We start from the raw sequence: 23,641 nt of genomic DNA, 5'->3' as shown, positions 1-23,641 counted from the left end.
GAAAGTGCCATCGTTCAATCGGAGAACAAGAGAATACTTCACAGGGTACATGTTCATCCTGCCATGGTTGATTGGATTCGTGCTCTTCATGGCGTATCCTCTCTTCTACTCCCTTTTTATGAGTTTCAATAAGGTGTATGTGACAGCATCAGGTATTAAGACGACCTTTTTAAAATGGGAAAACTATAAATTCGCTTTTTTATCAGATCCTCATTTTTTAGAAGAGTTGATCATGTTTTTGAAGTCTGTCGTGTTATTGATTCCGATTGTCATCGTCTTTTCGCTCATAGTCGCGTTGATGATCAATCAACCGATCCGGATGAAAGGATTTTTCAGGGCAATCTTTTTCCTTCCCGTCATCATCACGAGTGGTGAGGTTGTGAATGAACTGTTTGCGCAGGGGGCTGCAACGATTCCGATCATCGAACGATATGGGATCATCGACTTTTTGGATGCTAACTTAAGTCCTTCCTGGGCGGCACCAATCATCAATGTAATCGAACAGCTGATCATTATCCTCTGGTATTCGGGGGTTCAGATATTGATATTCTTGGCTGGATTGCAAAAAGTGAATAAACAGATTTATGAGGCAGCTGCCATCGACGGTGCATCGCCTTGGGAAATCTTTTGGAAGATCACGTTGCCGAGCATCAAGCCTTTTATCCTTGTCAATATCATCTATACCACAGTGGATCTTTCTACGAATTCGTTGAATAACGTGATTGTATTGATCAAGGAAAACATGTTCAAGGTAGAGACGGGATTCGGCTATGCAACGGCCTTATCGTGGATCTATTTCATGATCATCTTCATCATATTGCTTATCTCGATTTTCCTGTTCACAAGGAAGGAAAGATTGGAATTCAAAAAATCTTAACCAAGTAGGATGTGGACACCTAATGAAACTGGACTATGCCATAAATAAAACGATTATAAAAAAAGCGAATACAGTCGGAACAAGGATGAAGAAACTATTACTGGGAATGCAAGGGAACGATGGTCTTGTTTTCAAGACGTTCATTTATGCCCTCTTGATCAGTGTAGGTTTCATTTATCTGTATCCGATTCTTTATATGGTTTCAGAGAGCTTCAAGAGTTTGAGAGATTTGTTGGATCCCACAGTTCTCTGGATTCCGAAAGAGTTGTATTTTGATAACTTTGTAAAGGCTTGGAATGTTCTCGAGTTTCCGAAGACATTCATGACCTCGTTGTTGAATTCTGTTTTACCTGCTGTCACCCAGATGGTTTCATGTGCGATTGTAGGGTTCGGGTTTGCGAGGTTCAAATTTCCTGGTAAGAATATTCTCTTTGGCCTGATGCTTCTGACCTTCATCATCCCAACACAGATCGTGATGATTCCTATGTTCCTCATGTTCGAGCAATATGGAATGCTAGGAACGCCGCTGCCATTCATCTTACCAGCGATTTTCGCAGGCGGGATCAAGAGCGCGTTGTTCATCTTGATTTACACACAATTTTTCAAATCGATTCCTCAAGTTCTTGATGAATCAGCACAATTGGATGGAGCAAATTATCTAACTATCTTTTTCAGGATTATCTTACCGATCTCGATTCCGGCATTGGTCGTTGTCTTCTTGTTTTCATTGGTATGGCACTGGAATGAGACGTACACGGCTTCTCTCTATTTAGGGGACAGCATGTCGACACTACCGTTGAAGTTGAAAGAGTTCAATGATTCGTTCAAAGCCCTATACTCCTCAGCCGGGGCTGAAGGAAAGGGTGCAGACATCAATGAATCGATCAAATTTGCTGGAACAGTTCTAGTCATTCTCCCGCTCCTGGTCCTTTATATGTTTGCACAAAAGTGGTTTGTAGAAGTACTTGATAAAACAGGGATCACCGGCGAATAGGCATCAGGAAAAAATTTTGCGTGTCATTGAAACGTTTCAAGTGATAATCAGAAGGCAAGATCAAGTTTAGTTGGAGGCGATATTATGGACAAAGTTCGTGTAGGGATCATCGGTGTCGGAAATATGGGGACGGCTCATTCCGCTATGATTTTGAATAATCAGATCAAAGGGGCAGAGCTGACTGCTGTTTGTGATGTTCGTGAGGAAAGACAGAAGTGGGCTAGAGAAAACCTTGGGGACGATGTAGAAGTGTATCGAACGCCAGATGAATTGATTACCTCTGGTCGAGTTGATGGTGTGATCATTGCAACGCCACATTACCAACATTCAGAAATCGCTATGAAGGCTTTTGAACATGATCTTCATGTACTCTGTGAAAAACCAGCAGGCGTATACACAAAACAAGTCAGGGCAATGAATGAGGCCGCAGCACAAGCCGATAAGGTCTTTGCCATCATGTATAACCAGCGGACGAATCCGGTATTTCAAAAAGTCCGGGACCTTGTCGTGTCTGGCGAACTAGGGGAAATCAGAAGGACAATCTGGGTCATTGATTGGTACCGTTCCCAGAGCTATTATGACTCCGGTTCCTGGCGGGCTACCTGGGCAGGTGAAGGAGGCGGGGTGTTGATCAATCAATGTCCCCATCAGTTGGATTTATGGCAGTGGACGATCAATATGATACCGAAACGGGTACGAGCCTTCTGCAATTTTGGAAAGTATCGTGATGTTGAAGTGGAAGATGATGTTACGGCTTATGTGGAATACGAAAACGGAGCGAGTGGATTGTTTGTCACTTCGACCGGAATGGCGCCAGAAACGAATCGGTTTGAAATTTATGGGGATCGAGGAAAACTGATCGTTGAAGATAATAAAATCACTTTCTGGCGGAACCGGATTCCAGAAACCCAATTCAACCAGGAATGGAAAGGTGGATTTGGCCTCCCGGAAAATTGGAAATGTGAGATTCCGGTTCACGGGATTGAAACAGGACATGGAGGGATCATGAGGAATTGGGTCGATGCGATTCTTCATGACCGGCGGTTGATCGCCCCAGGTGAGGAAGGGATCAAAGGTTTGACACTGTCCAATGCGATGCATTTATCCACTTGGACGGATGCATGGGTTGAGCTGCCGATCGATGAGGATCAATTCTTTGAAAAGCTGCAGGATCGGATCGATCAGTCTACGTATGATGAGGAAAAAGCTGAAGACAAAACACTTGATGTGAAGGGGACATTTTAAAAGCGGTAGATTGTATTTTAATAAAGGCTGTTTTCTAAAAGTTTGTTGCTAATGGAATGTTGTAAAGAAAGATGCTGAAACCTTTTGGTAGTGGAAATATACGAGACTCCAGCGGGAAAAGCAAGCTAAGCGAGACCCCGCAAGCGAGGAACGAGCTGAGGAGGCTTGCAGATTGCCCCGCGGAAAGCGAGTATATTTCCAAAAACAACAATCTATGCGAATACACGGTTTAAAAAAAGATTAACGGACACAGGAGACCTTATTTTGCTAAAACAATATGATTTCACGAAACTAACGGACACCAGGGACCTTATTTAATGCAAAATCATAAAAATAAGCTGTTAAATACACAAATAGCGTCTCTGATGTCAGCTAAATCTCAAAGAAACCTCAATATGTCATAAATAGCGTCTCTGATGTCCATTAACTAGCAACCTGCCTCACTAAAGAGGTCTCGATTGAGCTTACTTTTTCAAAAAGAATCTCAACTGTTTCTTGTGCTTAGATCATTATTATTCCTTAATTAATCCGCAACAACTTTTTGAAAAACCTTTTTAAAAATCTGATACTACAAATCGGGGAGGGAGTTTTGATATGAAGCATAAATTTGCGGCGCAATTGTTTACTGTGAGAGATCTGCTCAAGGATGATTTTCCAGGAGTGTTACGAGAATTGAAAGAGATGGGGTGGGCCGGCGTCCAAATCAGCGGACTCTTCGGTTATTCGAAAGAGGAGATTGCGGCGGTTTTACAAGAAACCGGATTAAAGGTGCCTGGTGTGCATGTGGGGATCGATCGATTACGGGAAGACCTGCAGGCAGTAGTTGAAGAAGCTGAGGCCTTCAATACGAAAGACATTGTCTGTCCATTCGTACCTGATGAGCTTCGAACGGTCGAAGGCTATCAAGCGATAAAGCGGGACTTGAATGAAATTGCAAAGAAGCTGAAAGGTGAAGGTTACAGGATCAGCTATCATAACCACGATTTTGAATTCAAAACGACGATAAGCGGAATGTCAGCGCTGGAATTTATGCTTGACCCTGATGCAGAGAACCAGGTATTTGCGGAAATCGATACGTATTGGGTCAAGAAAGCCGGATATGATCCTTTAGACTTCATCCAAAAATATGCTTATCGGATGCCGATCATCCATCTTAAGGATATGACTCTTGACGATAACCAGACTTTTGCTGAGGTAGGGACAGGATCTATTGATTTCAAGCCGATTTTGGCATGGGGTGAAGAAAATGGGGTTGAGTGGTATGCCGTCGAGCAGGATGAATGCCCAGGAGATCCGATGGAAAGCTTACAACTCAGTCTGGACAATTTGAATGGAACGGTGGAAAAACTGGCGACCAAAACCAATTAACAGTAGAGGAATCCAAGGAGGAAACAATCCATGACGGTTGAAATGAATCGCAAGAAATTTATCATCAACGGCAAAGAAGAATTCCTGTATGGTGGAGAATTACACTACTATCGCGTGCCAAAAAGTGAATGGAAAGATCGACTGACAAAGTTGAAGGAAGCAGGCTGCAACCTCGTCAGTTCATACGTTCCATGGGTCTGGCATGAAACCGATGAAGGTGTGTATGACTTTACCGGTGAAACAAGAGGGGAACGGGATTTGAAATCCTTCTTGGAGCTTGTAAAGGAATTCGGGCTCTATTGCATTGTGCGCCCAGGACCCTATGTAATGGCAGAAGTCCGTTTCCATGGTGTTCCCGATTGGCTGTTGGAAACGTATCCTGAAGTCCTTTCCCGGACACGTGGTGGGGACGAACATGGGACCCGGGTTGTTTCATACAGGCATCCGGTGTTTTTGGAAAAGACGAAAAAATGGTATGACGCAGTGAATGAACTGATCGCCCCGCAGCAAATCGGACAAGGCGGGCCAATCATCATGTATCAGTTATGCAATGAAATCGGGATGTTCCATTGGGTCAGCAATACATCCGATTATAATCCAGATACACTTGAAAAATTCAAGGACTATCTCAAAGACAAATACAGTACGATTGAACAGTTTAACACACACTATCAAGTCGAAGAAAAATCCTTTGCAAGTTTTGTGGAAGCTTATAAGAAGGGGCTGCCTGAAGAATATCCTTCTTTCCATTATGAGTGGGGTGAATTCAGAAGAGAATACATTAAGGATTATACAGGGGACCTGCGTCAATTTGCGAAGGATTCAGGGATTACCGTTCCGTTTATCATCAATGTACATGGGTTTACGGATTTTTCGATCTACAGCAGAGGAATCCACTATCCGATCGGATTATCCCAGCTCTATCGTACAGCCGAATTTGATGATGTTGTCATCGCAGGGGACTTTTATCCAGGCAGGATCGGCTATGACAATTACCATGATCTTGTGATGTCCACAACCTTCACTAGAGCGATTTCACAGGCGGATCAGCCAATCTTTTCGGCAGAATTCCAGTCAGGCCGATTGGCGGACAGACCAAGACTTTACCCGCAAGACTTGGATTTGAATACTCGTACGTGTGTCGCACACGGGATGAATGCCCTGAATTATTACATGTTCGTCGCAGGAGAAAACTATGAAAATATCGGATTGTTCGGCAGACGACATGAATGGCAAGCGCCTATCGATTCAAAAGGCGAATTACGCCCTAACTACCAAAAAGCCCGACATCTAGGTGCCCTTTTCAAAACAGTCGGTAAAAGATTGATAAATTCAGAGAAAAAAGTACATACCTACGTCGGCTTCAATCCAGATGATTATATGACAGAAGTGGTGGAGGATCGGGATCGTAGACTGCTCGCTGATTCAACCGGAAAACGTGATCATCATGCCTATGATGGGATCCTCCGTTTGTTGGTCAGCGCAAATATCCAGTTCGAAGCTATTGATCTTTTAAAAGAGATTTCAGTTGAAGACGTCCCTTCCTTATGGGTATTCTCAGCTAAAAGAATGGATGAAAAGCTCCAAAGAAGCCTTGCGGACTATGTCAAACAAGGTGGGAAGCTCATCATTTATCCGGAGCTCCCGACAATGGATCTATCAGGGAATTCATGTCGCATCCTTGTCGAGGAGCTAGACCTGGGTGAATGGGAGGTTGTTGTCGGCACGGACTATGTCGATGTGCTGAGTACGGATTCCGTCAATATTAAACAGCGTCTGCGATTCACTCGATTCGCTGGAGAGCCTATCGCCACTTTTACACGTACTGGGGAAAATGAAGTTGCAGCGTATAAGAAACCTTGTGGCAGGGGGGAAATTCTTGTTTTAGGAATTGCCATGGGCCATGACTACAGTTATCAATTGGATGTAATCAAGGAACTTGCGGATAAGGTGGGGATCACGGGTCATTTGAAGGCGACGAACCCTGACCTGTCACTCGTCGAACGCAAGAATGGAGAAGAATCATTCCTGTTTGTCAGCAACTATGATGAAATCGAACAAAAGGCTGCCATCTACGAAAAGGGGCAACCCCTGTTTGATGGTGAAGAGGTTGTTTTACCGCCAAGATCCTCAGCGATCTATATCCGAAACTATGACATTACCGAGGGATTGACGATCGAGTTTTCGACAGTCGAATTGACTAGTTTAGCTGTAGAGGACGATCACGTGGAGATGACACTACATCCAATCGGTTCAAAAGGCTCGCTAAGATGTAAGCGTGGATGGGTTGCCGAAAAAGCTGCTTCAACTGAAGATGAATCGATTTTATTCAAGGATATCAGTGAACCGAAGACAGTCGTGATAAAAAGATTGAGAGAATCGATTACTGGTTGATACGGATGCCGGGCATCTGCGAATTTCGCAAAAATCACAGAGCTAGCTAAAAACAATAATGGAGCGGATTGACTTATGAATGGTACAGGTTTCAAGGGGAAGTTGTTTGTCTTATTTGAATGGATCACCAGGATCGCTTATGTGAACGTATTGTGGATCGGGTTTTCCTTACTTGGTGTGATGTTGTTCGGTCTTTTCCCTGCAACATCTGCCATGTTTGCGTTAATTCGGCGCTGGGTGCGCGGAGAAGATGATTTTTCCATATTCCGATTGTTTTGGAGTACGTATAAAAGTGACTTCGGCAAGACCAATGCGTTTGGATGGATCATGACAGGGCTGGGGATTGTATTGTATTTGGATTACCTATTCTTCTCATCTTCAGGCTCTACACTCTTTTTTCTTTTGAAATCATTCACAATCATGCTTTTATTCGTGTATGTCCTGATTCTTGCGTTGATTTTCCCTGTATTCGTCCATTACAAATTAACCCTTTTCCACCTGTTCCGAAATACGATATTCATCGCCATGTTACATCCTTTTAAGAGTTTAGTGGCAATTTTGGGGGTCGTGTGCATTAGTTTCATCATGTTCTTTGTACCGACCCTGATTCCCTTTTTCGGTGGAAGTGTGGTTGCGCTATATGTGACCTGGATTGCACAAAGGATGTTTTTGAAAATTGATGAAAAGCAACAGGAAGGTTTGAAAAATGGATAGCAAGTCAGTTAATTATTGAAATATACTCGTTTTCCGCGGGAACTAAATAACAGGAGGGAAGCAAAATGATTGAAATGAAAAACAAGCAAATCCTCATAGACGGTGAACCTCAAATCCTGATGTGCGGAGAAATTCATTATTACCGCCTAGAACCAGAGGAATGGCAGGATCGTCTTGATAAGTTGAAAGCATCCGGCTGTAATGCGGTTGCTTCGTATGTCCCCTGGCTTTGTCATGAACCGGTTGAAGGCGAGGTTGATCTTGAGGGAAAATCGCGCCCTGAACTTGACCTGACAGGGTTCATCGATTTGTGCGCAGAGAATGATCTTTACTTTTTTGTCCGGCCTGGGCCGTTTATCATGGCGGAAATGAAAAATGAAGGAATTCCTCACTGGGTAATAGAGAAACACCCTGAAATCGTTCCGATCACTTGGGATGGAAAAATGGTCACGGCCAAGACGCTTGATTATCTTGCGCCATCATTTTTAGAAGAAACCCGCAAATGGTATGGAGCGGTTATGGACGTAATTGCGCCTCGGTTGCATACAAATGGCGGAAATATCATCGGGGTACAACTCGACAATGAAATCGGGATGCTTTCATGGGTCAGCAACAGTCCGGATCTCACCGATCATGTTCTGGATGACTTTTCAAACTGGCTGCATGAACGGTATGAGGCTGAAGAGTTGAAACGCCGTTATCCGTTTGAAATGGATAATGAGGTGATCCGGAATGATTCGATCCGCTCACCGAAGGAGGACTATACACCTTCCCTTCATCATGATCTCGGCTATTATATGAGATACCGTTTTGCCAGGTATGTTGCAATACTTCGCGCTTATGCAGAAGAATTCGGTGTAAAAGATGTACCGTTTGTCATCAATATCCATGGTACAGGCGGTGGCCGTGCTTTGACCTACCCGATCGGAATCAGCCAACTCTATGAATCTTATACGCAAGCACCAGGTTACATTTCTGGTTCAGATATCTATTTCGGGGATTTGGATATGAGTACGTTCCAGGATCTTTATCTGATCAATGGTTTCATGGATGCTGTCCACAATCAGGACCAGCCTCTGACATCGGTCGAGTTCAATTGCGGGGACGGGAACTTCGGAGAGACGCTGAGCAGCCGGTACGATCCATCAGCAGCAGATTTCAAGGTACGGATGTGCATCGCGCAAGGGAACCGGATGATCAACTACTATCTGTTCACGGGGGGACGGAACTACCGTCTTGAACAGAAATATGATGATGGCAATGACAGGATCGCTCATACTGGGGAGCGGCATGGATTCGCAGCACCCGTCAGTCCTGAAGGGGAGTTGAATTATACGTTTCCAAGGATGGCTCGAGCAACAAAGACGGTGATGGCAGTTGCTGATAAGCTTGCGGTAATGGAAGAGGAACATGATGAAGTTTCTTTTGCCTTCATTCCGGATTATTTCATGACAGAATCACGTTATCCTGAGAGCGAAAAGATGAAGGAGATATACCAGAACATAGAAGCCAATCGTGCTCCTGCCGCATGGGAGAACATGGCCCGTGCAATGCTTCTGGCCGGTTATCGGTTCGATTCTGTCGATGTACAAAACAAACCGATTGATCCAGAAACAACACCTGTTTTAGTCCTTGCATCTGCCCTTTATATGGATGAGGGAGTCCAACAAAAACTAGCAGATTATCTGAACATCGGTGGAAGCCTTCTTCTTTACGGACAAGTACCAACGTATGATTTGGAAGCAGAACCTTGTACGATTCTTGCTGATGCACTTGGTGTGCAACCGACTGGTGTTCGACGTGCGTCCCAACATTATGCACTCTCTGTTTATGGTGATGACTGGGCTGGTTCCCGACCTGAAATCAGAACACACATCGCACAAGTGTTTGCTACTGGCGAAGCTGTACCACTGATCCGTGTGTATGGATCGGATGAAGTGTGTGGTTTTGAAACCAGTGTTGGAGATGGTCGGGCAATTGTAATCGGCACAGTGTACAACTGTAACCTCGGTTTTTATAAAGAAGCGTTGGAAAGATTGGGTGTGAAGGCTGCCCTTCAACATGACTGCAAGTATCATGGAATATTCATGACCTCCACGGTAACGAAGGAAGGTGAGCGGTTCATCCACATTTTGAACCTGGATGGTTTTGAAAAAGAACTGCACATTTATGAGAACGGTACCGAGCTATTTGATGGCCGTCTATTGGAGCTGCAAAGTAAAGACGGAGTGATGCTGCCGGTGAATGTTTCCTTCGGCGATGTGAAAGTCCTTTACGCAACAGCAGAAATCAAAAATGTTGCTGTGGATCAGATCGACTTCCGTCTTACACAAAGTGAAGATATCATCGCATTCGATACGGATCGAAAAATTGAAGAAAGTGATGATTACGTTGTGGAGATGAATGGAAATGTAACGTATGTTGTTTCAAAAAAACATGCAAAAGTCGATGATCATCTAACCGTACGTTTCACGTAAGAAAAATATCTTTCTACAATAATAATTCCATATTAAAAATCAACGAGAAGCAGAGACATCAGAAGGCATATTGGTGTGCTCTGCTTTTTTTGTACTTAGCTTTGTTAAAGAATGATGTTGATTTCTTCGACATTCACTCCCTTTCCGCGGGCAAATGAAAAGCGGAAGCGACCCGTTTAGTCACATAGGTCACTGAAAAATTGACGAGGAGGCTGTCGCCGCCGCAGGAAGTTTGAAGTGATCCAAGTGACTGGTCGCTGAGCTGGACATCACTTCCCTGCGGGGTCTCACCTGGCTCGCTGTTCCCGCAGGAGTGTCGTGAATTTTGTTTTAAAATCAACAACAAAGATCAACAAAGCCTTGTACTTAAAAAAGTATGAAATACATTTTTAATATAAGCAACTATGGCTCAGCCATTACGAATAGCTTGGATTTCCCCAGGTTTTCTTTAAAGGAGGTGTTGGAAGCGTGTAGGAATAGGGATCATAAAGGGATATACCACGGCGTTTTTTAGTAGAGTTAAATGAAAAAGAGAATCGGAGGATATGTGTATGAATATCTCAATTGCATCGTTCGCTTTTCATGGACTGTTACAAGAAGGGAAAATGGATGTGTTTGGCTATTTGGAAAGTGTAAAGTACCGCTATCACTTGAATAAAGCTGACATTTGGAATGGCATGCTGCTCAATACCGAAGAGGATTACTTGAAAAAAGTACGGGAAGCAATGGATGAAAAAGGACTGACCCTTGCCAATCTATGTGTGGATGGTGCACATCTATGGGAGGAAGATCCAGGAAAAAGAGAGCTCAACTATCAAAACGCCTTGAAGAATCTGCGTGCAGCTGAAATCCTTGGGGCGGAGACGGTACGGATCGATATGGGTGGACACGACATCGACATGAGTGAGGAACAATTCGAGTATACAGTCGATCGCTATAAAGAATATGCTTCAAGGGCAAAAGAAGGAGGTTATAAAGTCGGTCCTGAAAACCATTGGGGCACCTCAAGAGTTCCATCCAATATCAAGAAAGTGTATGACGCTGTGAATGATCCAGCATTCGGCATCCTGCTTCATTTCGACAATTGGGATGTGGATAAAGAAAATGGCGATCGGCTTTGTGCCCCTTATGCGTTCCATACACATATGGCGGCATGGACGATCCCTCAGTGTGATGAGAAGATCGATATTTTGTTTGATTCAGGGTATGAAGGCTGCCTGGGCGTGGAACACCATTCCGGGGCAAATGAGTATATAGAAGTCGAGTGGCAGCTAGCAAATGTCAGGCGAGCACTGAAACATAGATCGCCAGTTCTATCACTTTAAAATGTTTAGGGAGGAGAATCCATATGGAAACGATCAAAGTCGGTATTATCGGAATCGGGATCATAGGAAAACAACATTTGGAGTTTTATTCGAAAATCCCTGGAGCTGAGGTAATAGCTGCTGCAGATATCAATGGGAGTGAGCTGGATCGTGTTGCTGAAAAATACAACATAGCGTACAAGTATACCGATTTTCGTAAAATGCTTGAGCGGGATGATCTGGATGCCGTTGATGTATGTCTTCATAATAACTATCATGCCCCTGTCACGATCGAAGCGTTACAGGCGGGAAAACATGTCTATTGTGAAAAGCCGATCGCCGGATCATATCTTGATGGAAGTGATATGCTTCAAATGGCTCAGCAATACGGGAAAAAGCTTCATATCCAACTGAGTAATCTTTATTTGAGAGAAACGAAAGCAGCCAAAGTGCTCATTGAAGAGGGAAAGCTCGGTAAGATCTTTCATGCACGTTCAGCTGGCTATAGAAGGAGAGGCAGACCATTCGTAGATGGCTTTGGAACAGAGTTCTTTACGAGAAAAGAAAGCGCAGGCGGTGGAGCATTGTTCGATATGGGAGTTTATCATATATCCGAGCTCCTGTACTTGATGGATATGCCAGAGGTGTCTACAATTACCGGAAAAATTTATCAGGAGATGGATATGGATCCGAAAAGAAGGGAGATCAGTAGATTCGATACTGAGGAAGTGGCAACAGGCTATGTCAGGTTTAAGGATGGAGCTTCACTTGATATTCTGGAGAGCTGGGCAATCCATCTGAATGAATTCGATGGAAGCAGCATTGTCGGTTCTAAGGGAGGAATCAGAATACGCGGGGTTCATAATGGAAAAAGGACGCCGTTAAGTTATCACACTACGATGTGTGATATGGATGTGGACACTGTTTTTCCAGGAGACCAATCTGATTACCGATGGCATCAATTAAGAGAAAACACAGACGCTTATGATTCTTCACAACATCACTGGATTGCAGCCCTTCAAGGCCGAGTGAATCTTCTTCCAACAGCACAGATTGCCCTGGATACTATGTTGATCAGTGAAGGCATTTATTTATCGGACCATCTTGGAAGAGAAGTGACGGCAGATGAAGTGCGTAACCTATCAAAGTCAAGTGTAGTAACCGTTTGATAGCAGGTGAACATTATGGACAATGAACACCATTTTTCTTGCTCGAGTGTCCGTATGACGCATTCATACGGACAGTGAACACCATTTTCCGTGCTCGAGTGGTCGTATGACATATTCATACGGACAGTGAACACCATTTTTCGTGCTCGAGTGGTCGTATGATGCCCAATTACCTCCACTATCGTTTCATTCTCGATGGTGGAGAACCCATCCATTTTTTGAACATTCGATTGAAATAAGATTGGTCGCAGTATCCGAGATATTCAGCGACCTCTCTTATCGTCATATTGGTATCTGTCATCAAATTCCATGCTGTGTTGATGCGGATCTGGTGTAAATACTGAATGGGTGTTACACCGATGACTTCTTTGAACAATATGGTGACGTAATTTGGTGTGACATCCACAATTGACGCCAACTCTTCAATTGTAATATTCCGACGGAAATTATACAGGATGTGGTCTTGCATTTTCCTTACGATCTGTTCTTTGACTGGTGAAGCATTCCGTTCTGATTTTTCTTGTGAAACCAGTAATAAAAGTTCGGCTATGACATGATAGGAAAGCTGCTCGTAAAAGGTCTTCTGCCCGAGCCATTGTACGAAAAGAAAGGCAAATCTCTGTTCATAATAGGCGGAATTTCTAGGTTTAAATTTCAGTAGTTGATCTTGTTCAGCAAAAATCGCTTGAATAGAATCCTCCCATGAAAAAACAGCAGTATATTTTTTATGAGATTCGTCGGGATGGTTCATCCAAGCACGATACTGATTGGATGGAACATACAAAATCTCGCCCTTTTCCAAGTCCAGCTGCTTATTGTCGATATAGTAACGGACTTTTCCTTCCGTTACATAAACCAGCGTATTCAATCCACGTGATTTTTCAGTTGTCCAAGTCGGTTCCACATCATGATAAACCCCATAGATCTTCATCATCTACACTCCTGATAAATAAATTTATGAATTATACAAATATTTAAATTTTGTTTATGGTCAGTCAGAATCTTTTCCCTTATTATATACAAAAAGGAGGGGCTATGAAATACCAATGGTTCCAGGGGTTAGAGCTGGACTTTTTCTATGAAAAGACTTCTGTGAAAAACCTCTAGATTCTATGAAATGTACAAATCTGACAATTTATTAAAGGAAGGAAGATTCATCATGCGTATACTCTACATTGATATCGATTCACTGCGCCCAGACCATTTAGGGTGCTATGGCTACCACCGGAATACGTCACCAAATATTGATAGCATTGCTGAAAGAGGTACAAGGTTCACAAACTATTATGCTTCGGATGCACCATGTGCCCCTTCCCGAAATGCTATGTTCAAGTCCCGATTCGGCATCCATACAGGTGCGGTGAACCATGGCGGACTTGAAGCAGATAACCGTCCAATCGGCTCGGGCCGCGAATTCAATTACCATCGTTCTCCTTACCAGGCATGGGTTGATGTTGTACGTTTCCAGGGTCATCACACGGCAATGATCAGTCCTTTTCCTAGCCGGCATGCAAACTGGGATGTTGTAGAAGGATTCCTTGAGATGATCGATACCGGAAAACATGCTGGAGAAACGGCAGGAGAAGTTTCAGAAGAAGCATTGAGATGGATCAAGGGGAGAGGTACGGAAAAAGAAGACTGGTTATTGTATCTCAATTTCTGGGATCCGCATACACCTTATCGATCTCCGGAATCTTATGGAAACCCTTTCAAAAATGATCCAGCTCCAGAATGGTTGACAGACGAAATCATTGCCCAGCATCAAGAGAGTTTTGGTCCGATGAGTGCACGTAATGTGCCAGCAGGCAATCAATGGCCAGATCTCCCGCACGAAATCCATTCCCGGGAAGACTTCAAGAGATGGATTGACGGATATGACACAGCAATCCGTTATGTTGACGACCATGTCGGCATGATTCTCAATACGCTGGAAGAGGAAGGCTTACTTGAAGATACGATGATCATCATTTCGGCTGACCATGGTGAAAATCAAGGAGAGTTGAACGTATATGGCGATCACCAGACAGCCGATCATATTACAAGCAGGATTCCATTGATCATGGCAGGTCCGCAAATACGTCAGGGACAAGTGGATGAAGATTTCCACTATCAAGTCGACCTTGGCCCAACATTGACGGAAATGGCTGGTGGTGAGCCTCGCGGAAAATGGGACGGGACAAGTTTTCTTCCTGCAGTGACGGAAGGCCGCTCGGCTGGGAGACCTTATCTTGTCGTCAGTCAGGCCGCTTGGAGCTGCCAGCGTGCTGTCCGGTTCGATAATTGGATATTGATCCGTACGTATCATGACGGGTTGAAGGATTTCCCTGATTTGATGCTTTTTGATATTGAAAATGACCCCCACGAAACCACGAACCTTGTAGATGAACGCCCCGAAATCGTTGGACAAGGATTGAGACTGCTGGATGAGTGGGTGGCAGAGCAAATGGTCACTGCTGATTATCCGACCGACCCGATGTGGAATGTCATTCATGAGGGTGGACCTTACCATACCAGAGGTGAATTGCCGAAACACGTGGGTAAGCTTCGGGAAGAGGAACGCCATGAAGCAGCAGATCGTCTGGAAAGTCGTCATGAAAAATTTCAAAGCATCTACAATAAAGCCTAGGAAGGGGTAATGAACGTGAGCAATGTAACGGATTATTATAAGGACTTGCCCGAAAATGTGAAAAGCTTTTTCGATCGCCAATATAAAGATTCCTATGCTTTGCTGGACGCTTCCCGGAATCCCCTTACCGGTCTGTATGCTGATGCGTATATGACGTTTGGTGAAAATCCGGACTTCAGATGTTCGATTGCAGCAACTGGAGTTGGCCTGCTCGGTCTCTGTGTTGCAGATCTGGAGAACTGGGATTTAGAAGCCGCAGAAAAGGCTCTTGTCACATTGCGGTGTGTGATGGGAGAAATCGAAGGGTGTCAACCTGCACGTGATGACCAAACAGGGTTTTACGCCCATTTTGTCGATATGGAAACGGGTGAAAACCTCAATTCCGAAATATCAACGATTGATACGTCCTTATTGGTAGCAGGGGCACTTTTTGCGGGACATCACTTCAAGGAAACTGCCCCGCAAATCAATGAAATGGCGACGCGTCTGCTGAAGCAGATTGACTGGCGTGTTGTTGTTGCGGATAAAGAAAACGGAGTCATCAACATGATCGTAAAGGACGGCGAAGGAACCGCTCCATTACCTGCCTTTAACGAGTATGCGCTGGTTGCGTATCTCGCCTTGTTGGGGCAGCCGGAAAATGAAGATATCCAAACGTTATGGCATGAAAATTTTTCAGAGCCGAAATTAAATGACCTTCCACAAGTCCATTATCGGGATATTCCTGTCTTGACGGATAACGATAAAAACGCCTTCTTATCCTCATTCGTCCATCAATTTCCGTATTACCTCGTTCCGGAATACGGAAAGAGTATGGTGTATCAAGACTTCTTCACAAATGCGTGCCAGGCGGATCGTTTGAAGTGGAAAGAGCATGAGGATGTACCGTCCTATGTTTGGGGATATGGCGCTGGACCGAATGATGGTCTGCATGGCGGGTATCATGCTGATAAAATCAACAACGCACCAGGTGATATCGCTTCAGCTTATATTGTAGCAGGATTCTTGCCAGTTTATCCTGCAGGAATCCATGACCTTTACGCGTTGTATCGCCTCCATATTCCTTATGATGTGTATACGAATCCAGAGGATAAAGAGGATGAAGATAAGTTCCGCCAGTCTTATCATTTCGGATTACATCGCTATTCCTGGTGGCATCTCGGACAAAAGGATCGATGGTGCCCGACCAAAATCACCTTGATTGATTGGAGTTCGATGTTATATGGAATGACTGCATTCAAGCGCGGGATGACATTCTTCACCGAGAGAATGCCGGAAACCAACACAGTACTCAAGTAAAGGAAACAAACAGTTTGTATAAAAGGATCAGCTATTCAGTTGATCCTTTCTTTCACGTCATTCAATAATTGTAAAAATCACTCCTTTTCCGCTAGTTCTGGAGTGAACTTTGAGCAATTTCGAGGTGATCATGAGCAAATCTGGGATGATCTTGAGCAATTTCCGATGCATGCGTAATTTGCATGTTACACATCAGGCTCTCAAGGAAGGATGAATCAACGTGAAAGTAATGACATTCAATTTAAGGGTTGATATTCCGGAGGATGGCAAGAATTCGTGGGTTCACCGTAGGAAGAAAGCTGCTGCGATGATCAACAAGCATCGACCGCTTGTAGTGGGTACCCAGGAAGGTCTTCTCCGAATGATTGAAGATATGGAAGAGGAGTTTGCCGACTATCGATGGATCGGACAGGGAAGGCGCGGGGGCATGTCCGATGAATTTTGTGCGATTTTTTATGAACACAATGAATTGGAAGTCCTTGAATCAGAACAATTCTGGTTGTCAGAGCAACCGGATATCCCGAACAGCATAAGCTGGGAAAGTGATTTTCCTAGGGTGTGCACCTGGGGACATTTCAGATTTAAAAAAGAACCTTACAACGATTTTATCCATTTCAACACGCACCTCGATCACATCAGCCCGCCGGCGAGAGAACATGGCATCCAATTGATCTCGAAAAGACTGGACGAACAGTATCGGAAAAAGGAACTGCCTGTGATATTGACTGGTGATTTCAATAGTGAACCACATGATCCTGCCATCCGGTTTTTACGGGGGGATATCTCCCTTTTAGGATCAACAGCCAAATTGAACGATGCTTTTGAGAAAATGGACGAAAATCCTGGTTGTACGTTCCACAATTTTAAAGGTGGCAGGGAAGGGGCGCCGATCGATTATATTTTTACAACACCTGAAGTCCAGGTTTTGAAGACAGAGATCGACCGGAGTCAAGTAGACGGTGCTTACGCGTCAGATCACTATCCTGTCATCTCAACATTAAAATGGTAAAAAAATTCAGCAACAAGCATTGGGATTGGGAGGAGAAAAAATGAAGAATTGTTGTGCACCACGAAGAAACCAAGACCAACAAAACATGGAAACCGCCACTGGAACATTAGAAAAGAACCAGTCAAACACCAAAGAAGGGATGGTTTTGCTTGACGGAGGAACCTTCATCATGGGAACAGACAGCCTTAAGGGATTTCCGAAAGATGGAGAAGGGCCGGCAAGAAACGTTGAGCTAAAACCGTTTTATATCGACCAATATGCGGTAACGAGCAGACAATTCAAAGCGTTCATAGACCAGACAGGTTATGTGACAGAAGCGGAAAAATTCGGCTGGTCTTTCGTCTTCCATCATTTCGTATCTGAGAAAGTGTGGGCGCAAAAGCCGCAAAGAGTCCCGAACATCCCCTGGTGGGTTGCCGTTGAAGGAGCTTATTGGAATCAACCGGATGGCCCAGGCTCGACGATCGAAAATCGCATGAATCACCCGGTCATTCATGTCTCTTGGAATGATGCTCGAGCGTTTTGCGAATGGGCTGGAAAGAGATTGCCTACAGAAGCGGAATGGGAATATGCAGCACGTGGTGGTCTTGAACAAAAACTCTATGCCTGGGGCGATGAGTTGATTGTTGATGGAAAGCATCAGTGCAACATATGGCAAGGTGATTTTCCGAATAAAAATACAGCGAGTGATGGTTATGTAGGACCGGCACCAGTCGATGCGTATAACCCCAATGAATTCGGTCTTCACAACGTTTGCGGAAATGTATGGGAATGGTGTGACGACTGGTTCAGCCCGCGCTACCACCGGGAAAGTTCAAACACAAATCCGACGGGACCTCATACAGGGCAAGTGAAATCGATGAGAGGCGGTTCCTATCTTTGTCACAAATCGTATTGCAATCGTTATCGAGTTGCCGCAAGAAGTTCGAACTCTCCAGATAGCTCAACAGGGAATATCGGCTTTCGATGTGTGGCTGATGTGGATCACTAGGGAGGTTTTATAATGCAAAAAAGTGATGGAATGAATTACGCACCTGAAGGAAAAAGCGAGCCTGTCGTCAGTGAAGGTGAGTTCAACATTGCAGCCATGGCTTTGGATCATGGACACGTTTATGGCATGTGTAATGGATTGACAGAAGCGGGCGCAACGTTGAAGTGGGTGTATGATCCTGATCCTGAAAAAGTAAAAGACTTCTGTAACGCATTTCCTCAAGTCAAAGTGGCAGCATCTGAGGATGAGATCTTAAATGACCCGTCTATCAAACTGGTGGCAGGAGCTGCTATACCTTCAAGAAGATGTGAATTGGGCCTTAAGGTGATGGACCATGGAAAGCATTATTTCACAGATAAAACGCCATTCACGACCCTGGAACAATTGGAAGCAGCGAAGAAAAAAACAGAAGAGACAGAGCTCATCTGGGCGGTCTATTATAGCGAACGGCTCCATGTTGAAAGTGCTGTTTTTACGGGTCAGCTCATTGACCAGGATGCGATTGGAAAAGTAGTGCAAGTCCAGGGGGCAGGACCACATAGGCTCAGTGTGGAAAGCAGGCCGGACTGGTTTTTTAAAAAGAACATGTACGGTGGAATCCTTTGCGACATCGGCAGTCATCAAATTGAACAATTCCTTTACTATGCTGGTGCAAAGGATGCAAAAGTCGTTCACAGTAAAGTAGGGAACTACAAACATGAAGAATATCCCGAACTTGAGGATTTTGGTGATGCATCCCTGATCGCTGATACTGGCGCAACCAATTATTTCAGGGTCGACTGGCTGACACCTGATGGCCTCCGCACATGGGGAGACGGGCGTACGCTCATCCTTGGAACTGATGGGTATATCGAGCTCCGGAAATATATCGATATCGCTCGTGATGAGCAAGGGGATCACCTTTATTTAGTGAACCATGACGGAGAGAAGCATTTCTCTTTGAGCGGCAAGGTCGGATTTCCGTACTTTGGTGAACTGATTTTGGATTGCATCAATGGGACAGAATACGCAATGGAACAATCCCATACGTTCAAGGCAGCAGAATTATGCCTGATTGCACAACGGGATGCAATCCGAATCGGTAATGAAAGCAAGAAGGCTGCTTTAAAATGATACTGATCGTAGAGTTCAAGGAAAAGAGCATCCTCTTTTAAAAAGAATGCTCTTTCTTTCGTTGGATCAATCTTTGTTTTTGTCGGCATAGACGGCCATTGCATCGCGCATGAATTTTGCCAATCCATCACCGAATTGATCGATGTTTTTTGTGAACCGTACATCATCGACATACATTTGGCCTAAGCTTTTGAAAGCGTCGAGTGAGTAGTGATGACCGAAATTACTGTTCAAGAAAACATACCATTCATTGATGGCTGCTTGTGCTTCATCCGATTCGGGTGGAGTGTGGCGAACGTCGGCAAGATTGCGGTAGATGGCGTTCATTTTTTCACCCATCGCCTCCTGTTCCTCCTTCGACATGCTCCCCAATTTAGCGTTGGATTTGTCGACTGCTTCATCTCCCCAGCGTTCGCGGGCTTCTTTTTCATACGGATTCTGGCTGAAGTCGAATCCTTCGAATTTCTCTTTATTCGTCATCGAAATCGCTCCTTTCGTGTGTTCAATCGTCTTATCGATTGTCGAAATCATCGTGTTGATCCTGCTTCGTTTCTCCACTAACATTTTACGGTGGAGTTCTAACGCTTCTTTCTGATCGAAGGAAGGACTGTTGATGATTTCTTTGATTTTTTTCAAAGGGAAGCCGAGCTCTTTAAAAAACAAAATCTGTTGCAAGGTAGCAAGATTATCATCGGAGTAAAGACGATAACCAGATTGTGATGTCTTTTCCGGTTTCAATAATCCGATTTCATCATAATGATGCAGTGTGCGCACACTGATTCCGACCAAGTCAGCTACTTCTTTTACCTTCATTGCTTCATGTAACCTCCCTTCAATGACTACTTTAAAGTATAACGTAACGTGAGAGTCAATAAGAAAATGTAAAATTTTTTGTAAGATTGTTCCCATTTTTTTGCAATATTGAAATAAACTCGCTTCCCGCGGGAATATGTATCGCGACACAAATAAGAAAAATCGAGACAAAACTGAGATTTATCGCAACCTCCTTTTAAAAAATCACGACAAGTCTTCGAATAATCACAACAAAACTCCAAAAATCACGATAAATGGAAAACGAGGCCACCGGTTAATAGCGGCAGCCTCGAAACTCATAAACTTATCTTATTGTGATTTTCGCTTTGTTATAGTTCTTTCCATTTCCGTCTGGGTTATAATGTTTCTCTACGTTTCCAGCGGCATCCATCGCAAACCAGTGGATGGTCGTCGTTTCCTCGATCATCAACGTTTCAGCGCCTTCCCGTGTGTCTTTGATCTGGATTTTATCAGATTCGAATGTAGGTCTTGAACCGTCCAGTGTGTAGTAGATGGTTGCTGGTTCACTTGATTCGAAGGAAACTTCTACTGCTTCATCATAGTTTCCTTTACCAGGTGTCGCTTTGGATATTGGCGGCTTCTTATCTTTTGCGTATTGGTAGGCGACATCAAACAGTCCGTTCATACCGTTTGCGAATTCCATCGCTTCAGCATGCCCTTCTTCAAAAGGAGGTTGGAAGCCGACAGCTTGCCAGCGGCCTTGTTCTTCATTCCAGATATCAGCCCCGACTTCGAAGTCCCAGGCATAGATGCCATAGTCGTACCAAAGGGCATCTGCAGAATTACCTGCTGCAGAGTAAAGGACATCAGGAATCGGGCCTGTACGGCTCGGAAGGATGACCGTGCCTCTGTAATCCTTAATCTCATCAAGGATGGTTTCAGATGCCTGCCAGAAATATGCTTCTTCACCAGCAGTCGGACGCGGTAATGTTTCGCGGTTTTCCGTATAAGCACCAGGTGGCCACATGAAATAACCCCCATAACTATGGATGTTCATCGCAAATTTGATATTCGGATTTTGCTCAGCCAGCCAGATGAGATTTTGCGCTTCAGGCTCTGAGACTTCTTCAGGACCCGAATAGACCGCACTTGTACAATTGGTTGAGGCACCGATATAACCGTCATAAACAGAACCTACAGAATGGTTCCGATTCAAATCGACACCCCAGTAGTCCTGCGCTAGAGGATCGGAAAAATTCGTGTCCACACAATGGTTGGTCATATTTTTCCGCTGCCAGTTGTAATCATACATGCTGTAATGTGCGCCATCCGGATTGACGGTCGGCACGATGAAAATATCGAGATTATCGACATATTTACGTGTTTCTGGATCATGAGCATAGTTCCGTAACAGACGTTCTGCCGTTTCAATTGATACAAGAGGCGTAACCCATTCACGGGCGTGTTCCTGTGAATAAGCGAAGACGCCGGTTTTCGAACCATCGCGATGTTTTCCGATTCGGAGTGCCTTTACCGTATGCGGATCTCGGGAAATCGAATCTGGGGCATCGAGATTGTCATCCAGTTGGACGGACGCTTCAGGAGTGACGATTCCATCACCAGTTGAACCTCGGAACGTATCAGCGCTGACGAGTTCATTCCCCTCCCCGTTTAATAGCGTGGTGACATCTGATGCGGTGCTCGATACATTTCCATTTTCATCGGTTGCTAGAGACACGACAATTTCCTGCCCGTCTATGTGAAGCGATAATTCTGCTTGTTCTTCCTCAGGTTTTTCCAATGTGATGTTTATGTCATTTCCGCCTTCATGCCCCCATTCATTCGAGGTTACGACGACAGCTTCATTCGTATTATTCCCAAGGATGGCTTGTGCTTTTCTGCGATAACCGTTTGACTGATTCGGCAGCTCTATCACTTCAGCCAGTTCCGGGAACTCTTCAGCCAGGCTTTCGATCCGTTCAGTAATTTCAGTCGGGTCCATGTAGTGGTCGACGAAATCGCTGACATAGTGAGGTTTATCCGGGTCTGGTTTATCTTCTCCTAGCCATTCACTTACAGTGGTAGTGGAAGTCCCGCCTTGATTGCTTTCAATTTTGATTTGATGAGGGATTTCTTCAATCGGGAGCAGCAATTGGTGATAAAGGTATTCACCATAGTCTTCGACACGTCGAAGAGTTGCCTCTCCGCCAGATCCGATTTCTGTTCCTTTACCGGAATCCCATGTGGCAGTCAGTGCAACGTTGCTTGCAGCACCAGCACTCGTTTTTGCTTCAACATATAAGAATGTACCAGAATAATTTTCAAAGAAATTGGCACGTAATATATTGATGGAATCCACTGAGGAAGTCACTTGATCAAGCTTCTTCACCTGGGATTTTCTTTCCGCAATACGTTGTTCAGCTTCTGCTTTGGTATAGACCGTTTCGAACTCGAAGCCTTGATTACGGATTGTGTTCAATTCGGATGGCGTTACAATCGCATCGACGTCATAAGTACCGTCTTCATGCTGATGGACATGTTCAGTAAGATCAAACCCAGCTTCAACGAGTTTGTCCATTTCCGTCCGATCTTTGACATGGATGGATACAAGTGCAGCCTTTTCTTCAAAACTCTTTAGTGGCTGTGAAGTAGTGGCGATCGTAGTGTTGGGGTTGAAGAATGGGGTTGCGATCAACAAAATGGACAGGGTGACAAGTACAACGATTAAAGAACGCTTTTTCATAGTCATTCGTATGATAGACACCTCCAAATAGTTTAGAAGTTTACGATTTGCACTCCTTTCTTTCGTGTTACGAAATAGTTTAACTGGAAAAGGATGAAATTTATGTCAAAATATGCGTATGCCTGACATACTAATGGTAGGAAATATTGTAGTTAAGTGGGTATTGCGGAGGAAATAAATCGTTTAATAAATTCATGAGGTTGATATTGTTGTCGAAAAGGAAAGGGGTGCCTCGAAGTTTGAAGTAATTTTAGGAGGATGGTAGGAAAGTTGTTTAAAAGTTCTGTTCGTTTTAATATTGATTTCAGCAAAATGCCCTCCCTTTCCGAGGGCGAGCCGCAAGTCTCCTCACTTGCACAGGATGTCAACACAAAAATGAAATCATTTTCGTGTCTGCGAGGAAATTTCTTAAGGAGCATTCCTTATGCTGGCTTCGACGATCACCACAGGACGTGGTGGCTTTTAGTCGAAGATCCTTTAAAAGGGTGCGGGGTCTCGCCTGGCTCGCTGTTCCCGCAGGAGTCTCGTGAATTTCACCTGAAAT

General features: G+C 44.3%; 17 protein-coding genes. 14 read left to right on the top strand and 3 right to left on the bottom strand.

Going from position 1 to position 23,641, the window contains the following annotated elements; all coding sequences use genetic code 11:
* The first annotated feature begins 4 nt into the window (after positions 1–4).
* From KOL94_RS12880 to KOL94_RS12840, 9 genes are all read left to right on the top strand, one after another.
* A complete protein-coding gene (locus KOL94_RS12880; RefSeq protein ID WP_311775137.1) occupies positions 5–877 on the top strand; it encodes a carbohydrate ABC transporter permease in 873 nt (290 codons plus the stop codon).
* A gap of 22 nt (positions 878–899) precedes the next feature.
* Positions 900–1,871 carry a carbohydrate ABC transporter permease gene (locus tag KOL94_RS12875; RefSeq protein ID WP_260412307.1) on the top strand — a complete coding sequence of 324 codons (972 nt, stop codon included), beginning with the start codon at positions 900–902 and terminating at the stop codon, positions 1,869–1,871.
* Positions 1,872–1,955: 84 nt separating this feature from the next.
* Positions 1,956–3,116, top strand: coding sequence for a Gfo/Idh/MocA family protein (locus tag KOL94_RS12870; RefSeq protein WP_221566814.1), 1,161 nt, complete (start codon positions 1,956–1,958; stop codon positions 3,114–3,116).
* Between the two features lie 594 nt (positions 3,117–3,710).
* A complete protein-coding gene (locus tag KOL94_RS12865) occupies positions 3,711–4,484 on the top strand; it encodes a sugar phosphate isomerase/epimerase family protein (RefSeq protein ID WP_221566813.1) in 774 nt (257 codons plus the stop codon).
* 30 nt (positions 4,485–4,514) lie between these two features.
* Positions 4,515–6,878 carry a beta-galactosidase gene (locus KOL94_RS12860; protein ID WP_221566812.1) on the top strand — a complete coding sequence of 788 codons (2,364 nt, stop codon included), beginning with the start codon at positions 4,515–4,517 and terminating at the stop codon, positions 6,876–6,878.
* Between the two features lie 75 nt (positions 6,879–6,953).
* Entirely contained in the window at positions 6,954–7,592 is a 639-nt protein-coding gene (locus KOL94_RS12855) for a YesL family protein (protein WP_221566811.1), read from the top strand.
* Between the two features lie 65 nt (positions 7,593–7,657).
* Positions 7,658–10,069: a beta-galactosidase gene (locus KOL94_RS12850; protein WP_221566810.1), complete on the top strand. Its 2,412-nt coding sequence runs from the start codon at positions 7,658–7,660 to the stop codon at positions 10,067–10,069.
* A gap of 551 nt (positions 10,070–10,620) precedes the next feature.
* Complete coding sequence (locus tag KOL94_RS12845) at positions 10,621–11,394, top strand: sugar phosphate isomerase/epimerase family protein (RefSeq protein ID WP_221566809.1); 774 nt, start codon at positions 10,621–10,623, stop codon at positions 11,392–11,394.
* A 23-nt stretch (positions 11,395–11,417) separates the two neighbouring features.
* Positions 11,418–12,542, top strand: a complete 1,125-nt coding sequence (locus tag KOL94_RS12840; RefSeq protein WP_221566808.1) for a Gfo/Idh/MocA family protein — start codon at positions 11,418–11,420, stop codon at positions 12,540–12,542.
* A gap of 178 nt (positions 12,543–12,720) precedes the next feature.
* On the opposite strand, the gene KOL94_RS12835 is transcribed toward KOL94_RS12840, so the two are convergent.
* Complete coding sequence (locus tag KOL94_RS12835; protein ID WP_221566807.1) at positions 12,721–13,473, bottom strand: helix-turn-helix domain-containing protein; 753 nt, start codon at positions 13,471–13,473, stop codon at positions 12,721–12,723.
* Positions 13,474–13,701: 228 nt separating this feature from the next.
* On the opposite strand from KOL94_RS12835, the gene KOL94_RS12830 reads away from it, so the two are divergent.
* From KOL94_RS12830 to KOL94_RS12810, 5 genes are all read left to right on the top strand, one after another.
* A complete protein-coding gene (locus KOL94_RS12830) occupies positions 13,702–15,168 on the top strand; it encodes a sulfatase family protein (RefSeq protein ID WP_221566806.1) in 1,467 nt (488 codons plus the stop codon).
* 15 nt (positions 15,169–15,183) lie between these two features.
* The gene (locus KOL94_RS12825; RefSeq protein ID WP_221566805.1) at positions 15,184–16,467 is read left to right on the top strand and encodes a hypothetical protein; all 1,284 of its coding nucleotides are present in this window, start codon (positions 15,184–15,186) and stop codon (positions 16,465–16,467) included.
* A gap of 229 nt (positions 16,468–16,696) precedes the next feature.
* Positions 16,697–17,476 (top strand): endonuclease/exonuclease/phosphatase family protein, encoded by a 780-nt coding sequence (locus KOL94_RS12820; RefSeq protein WP_221566804.1) that lies wholly within the window; start codon positions 16,697–16,699, stop codon positions 17,474–17,476.
* Positions 17,477–17,561: 85 nt separating this feature from the next.
* Positions 17,562–18,467: a formylglycine-generating enzyme family protein gene (locus tag KOL94_RS12815; RefSeq protein ID WP_260412440.1), complete on the top strand. Its 906-nt coding sequence runs from the start codon at positions 17,562–17,564 to the stop codon at positions 18,465–18,467.
* A gap of 12 nt (positions 18,468–18,479) precedes the next feature.
* The gene (locus KOL94_RS12810) at positions 18,480–19,580 is read left to right on the top strand and encodes a Gfo/Idh/MocA family protein (protein ID WP_221566802.1); all 1,101 of its coding nucleotides are present in this window, start codon (positions 18,480–18,482) and stop codon (positions 19,578–19,580) included.
* A 66-nt stretch (positions 19,581–19,646) separates the two neighbouring features.
* Here KOL94_RS12810 and KOL94_RS12805 read toward each other — a convergent pair whose 3' ends face one another.
* Together KOL94_RS12805 and KOL94_RS12800 are read right to left on the bottom strand one after the other, a co-directional pair.
* Positions 19,647–20,393, bottom strand: a complete 747-nt coding sequence (locus KOL94_RS12805; protein WP_221566801.1) for a MerR family transcriptional regulator — start codon at positions 20,391–20,393, stop codon at positions 19,647–19,649.
* A 304-nt stretch (positions 20,394–20,697) separates the two neighbouring features.
* Complete coding sequence (locus KOL94_RS12800; protein WP_221566800.1) at positions 20,698–23,103, bottom strand: M14 family metallopeptidase; 2,406 nt, start codon at positions 23,101–23,103, stop codon at positions 20,698–20,700.
* Positions 23,104–23,641: the final 538 nt, after the last annotated feature.

This window comes from Alkalihalobacillus sp. TS-13, assembly GCF_019720915.1.
Lineage (GTDB): Bacteria > Bacillota > Bacilli > Bacillales > Fictibacillaceae > Pseudalkalibacillus.
This window is presented reverse-complemented; position numbering and strand designations above follow the sequence as displayed.

Bases quoted from the DNA above. Each gene is read 5' to 3' on its own strand.
- KOL94_RS12870 (WP_221566814.1), top strand. From the start codon at position 1,956: ATGGACAAAGTTCGTGTAGGGATCATCGGTGTCGGAAATATGGGGACG.
- KOL94_RS12820 (WP_221566804.1), top strand. From the start codon at position 16,697: ATGACATTCAATTTAAGGGTTGATATTCCGGAGGATGGCAAGAATTCG.
- KOL94_RS12875 (WP_260412307.1), top strand. From the start codon at position 900: ATGAAACTGGACTATGCCATAAATAAAACGATTATAAAAAAAGCGAAT.
- KOL94_RS12800 (WP_221566800.1), bottom strand. From the start codon at position 23,103: ATGACTATGAAAAAGCGTTCTTTAATCGTTGTACTTGTCACCCTGTCC.
- KOL94_RS12865 (WP_221566813.1), top strand. From the start codon at position 3,711: ATGAAGCATAAATTTGCGGCGCAATTGTTTACTGTGAGAGATCTGCTC.
- KOL94_RS12855 (WP_221566811.1), top strand. From the start codon at position 6,954: ATGAATGGTACAGGTTTCAAGGGGAAGTTGTTTGTCTTATTTGAATGG.
- KOL94_RS12810 (WP_221566802.1), top strand. From the start codon at position 18,480: ATGCAAAAAAGTGATGGAATGAATTACGCACCTGAAGGAAAAAGCGAG.
- KOL94_RS12805 (WP_221566801.1), bottom strand. From the start codon at position 20,393: ATGAAGGTAAAAGAAGTAGCTGACTTGGTCGGAATCAGTGTGCGCACA.
- KOL94_RS12860 (WP_221566812.1), top strand. From the start codon at position 4,515: ATGACGGTTGAAATGAATCGCAAGAAATTTATCATCAACGGCAAAGAA.
- KOL94_RS12815 (WP_260412440.1), top strand. From the start codon at position 17,562: ATGGAAACCGCCACTGGAACATTAGAAAAGAACCAGTCAAACACCAAA.
- KOL94_RS12835 (WP_221566807.1), bottom strand. From the start codon at position 13,473: ATGAAGATCTATGGGGTTTATCATGATGTGGAACCGACTTGGACAACT.
- KOL94_RS12845 (WP_221566809.1), top strand. From the start codon at position 10,621: ATGAATATCTCAATTGCATCGTTCGCTTTTCATGGACTGTTACAAGAA.
- KOL94_RS12830 (WP_221566806.1), top strand. From the start codon at position 13,702: ATGCGTATACTCTACATTGATATCGATTCACTGCGCCCAGACCATTTA.
- KOL94_RS12840 (WP_221566808.1), top strand. From the start codon at position 11,418: ATGGAAACGATCAAAGTCGGTATTATCGGAATCGGGATCATAGGAAAA.
- KOL94_RS12850 (WP_221566810.1), top strand. From the start codon at position 7,658: ATGATTGAAATGAAAAACAAGCAAATCCTCATAGACGGTGAACCTCAA.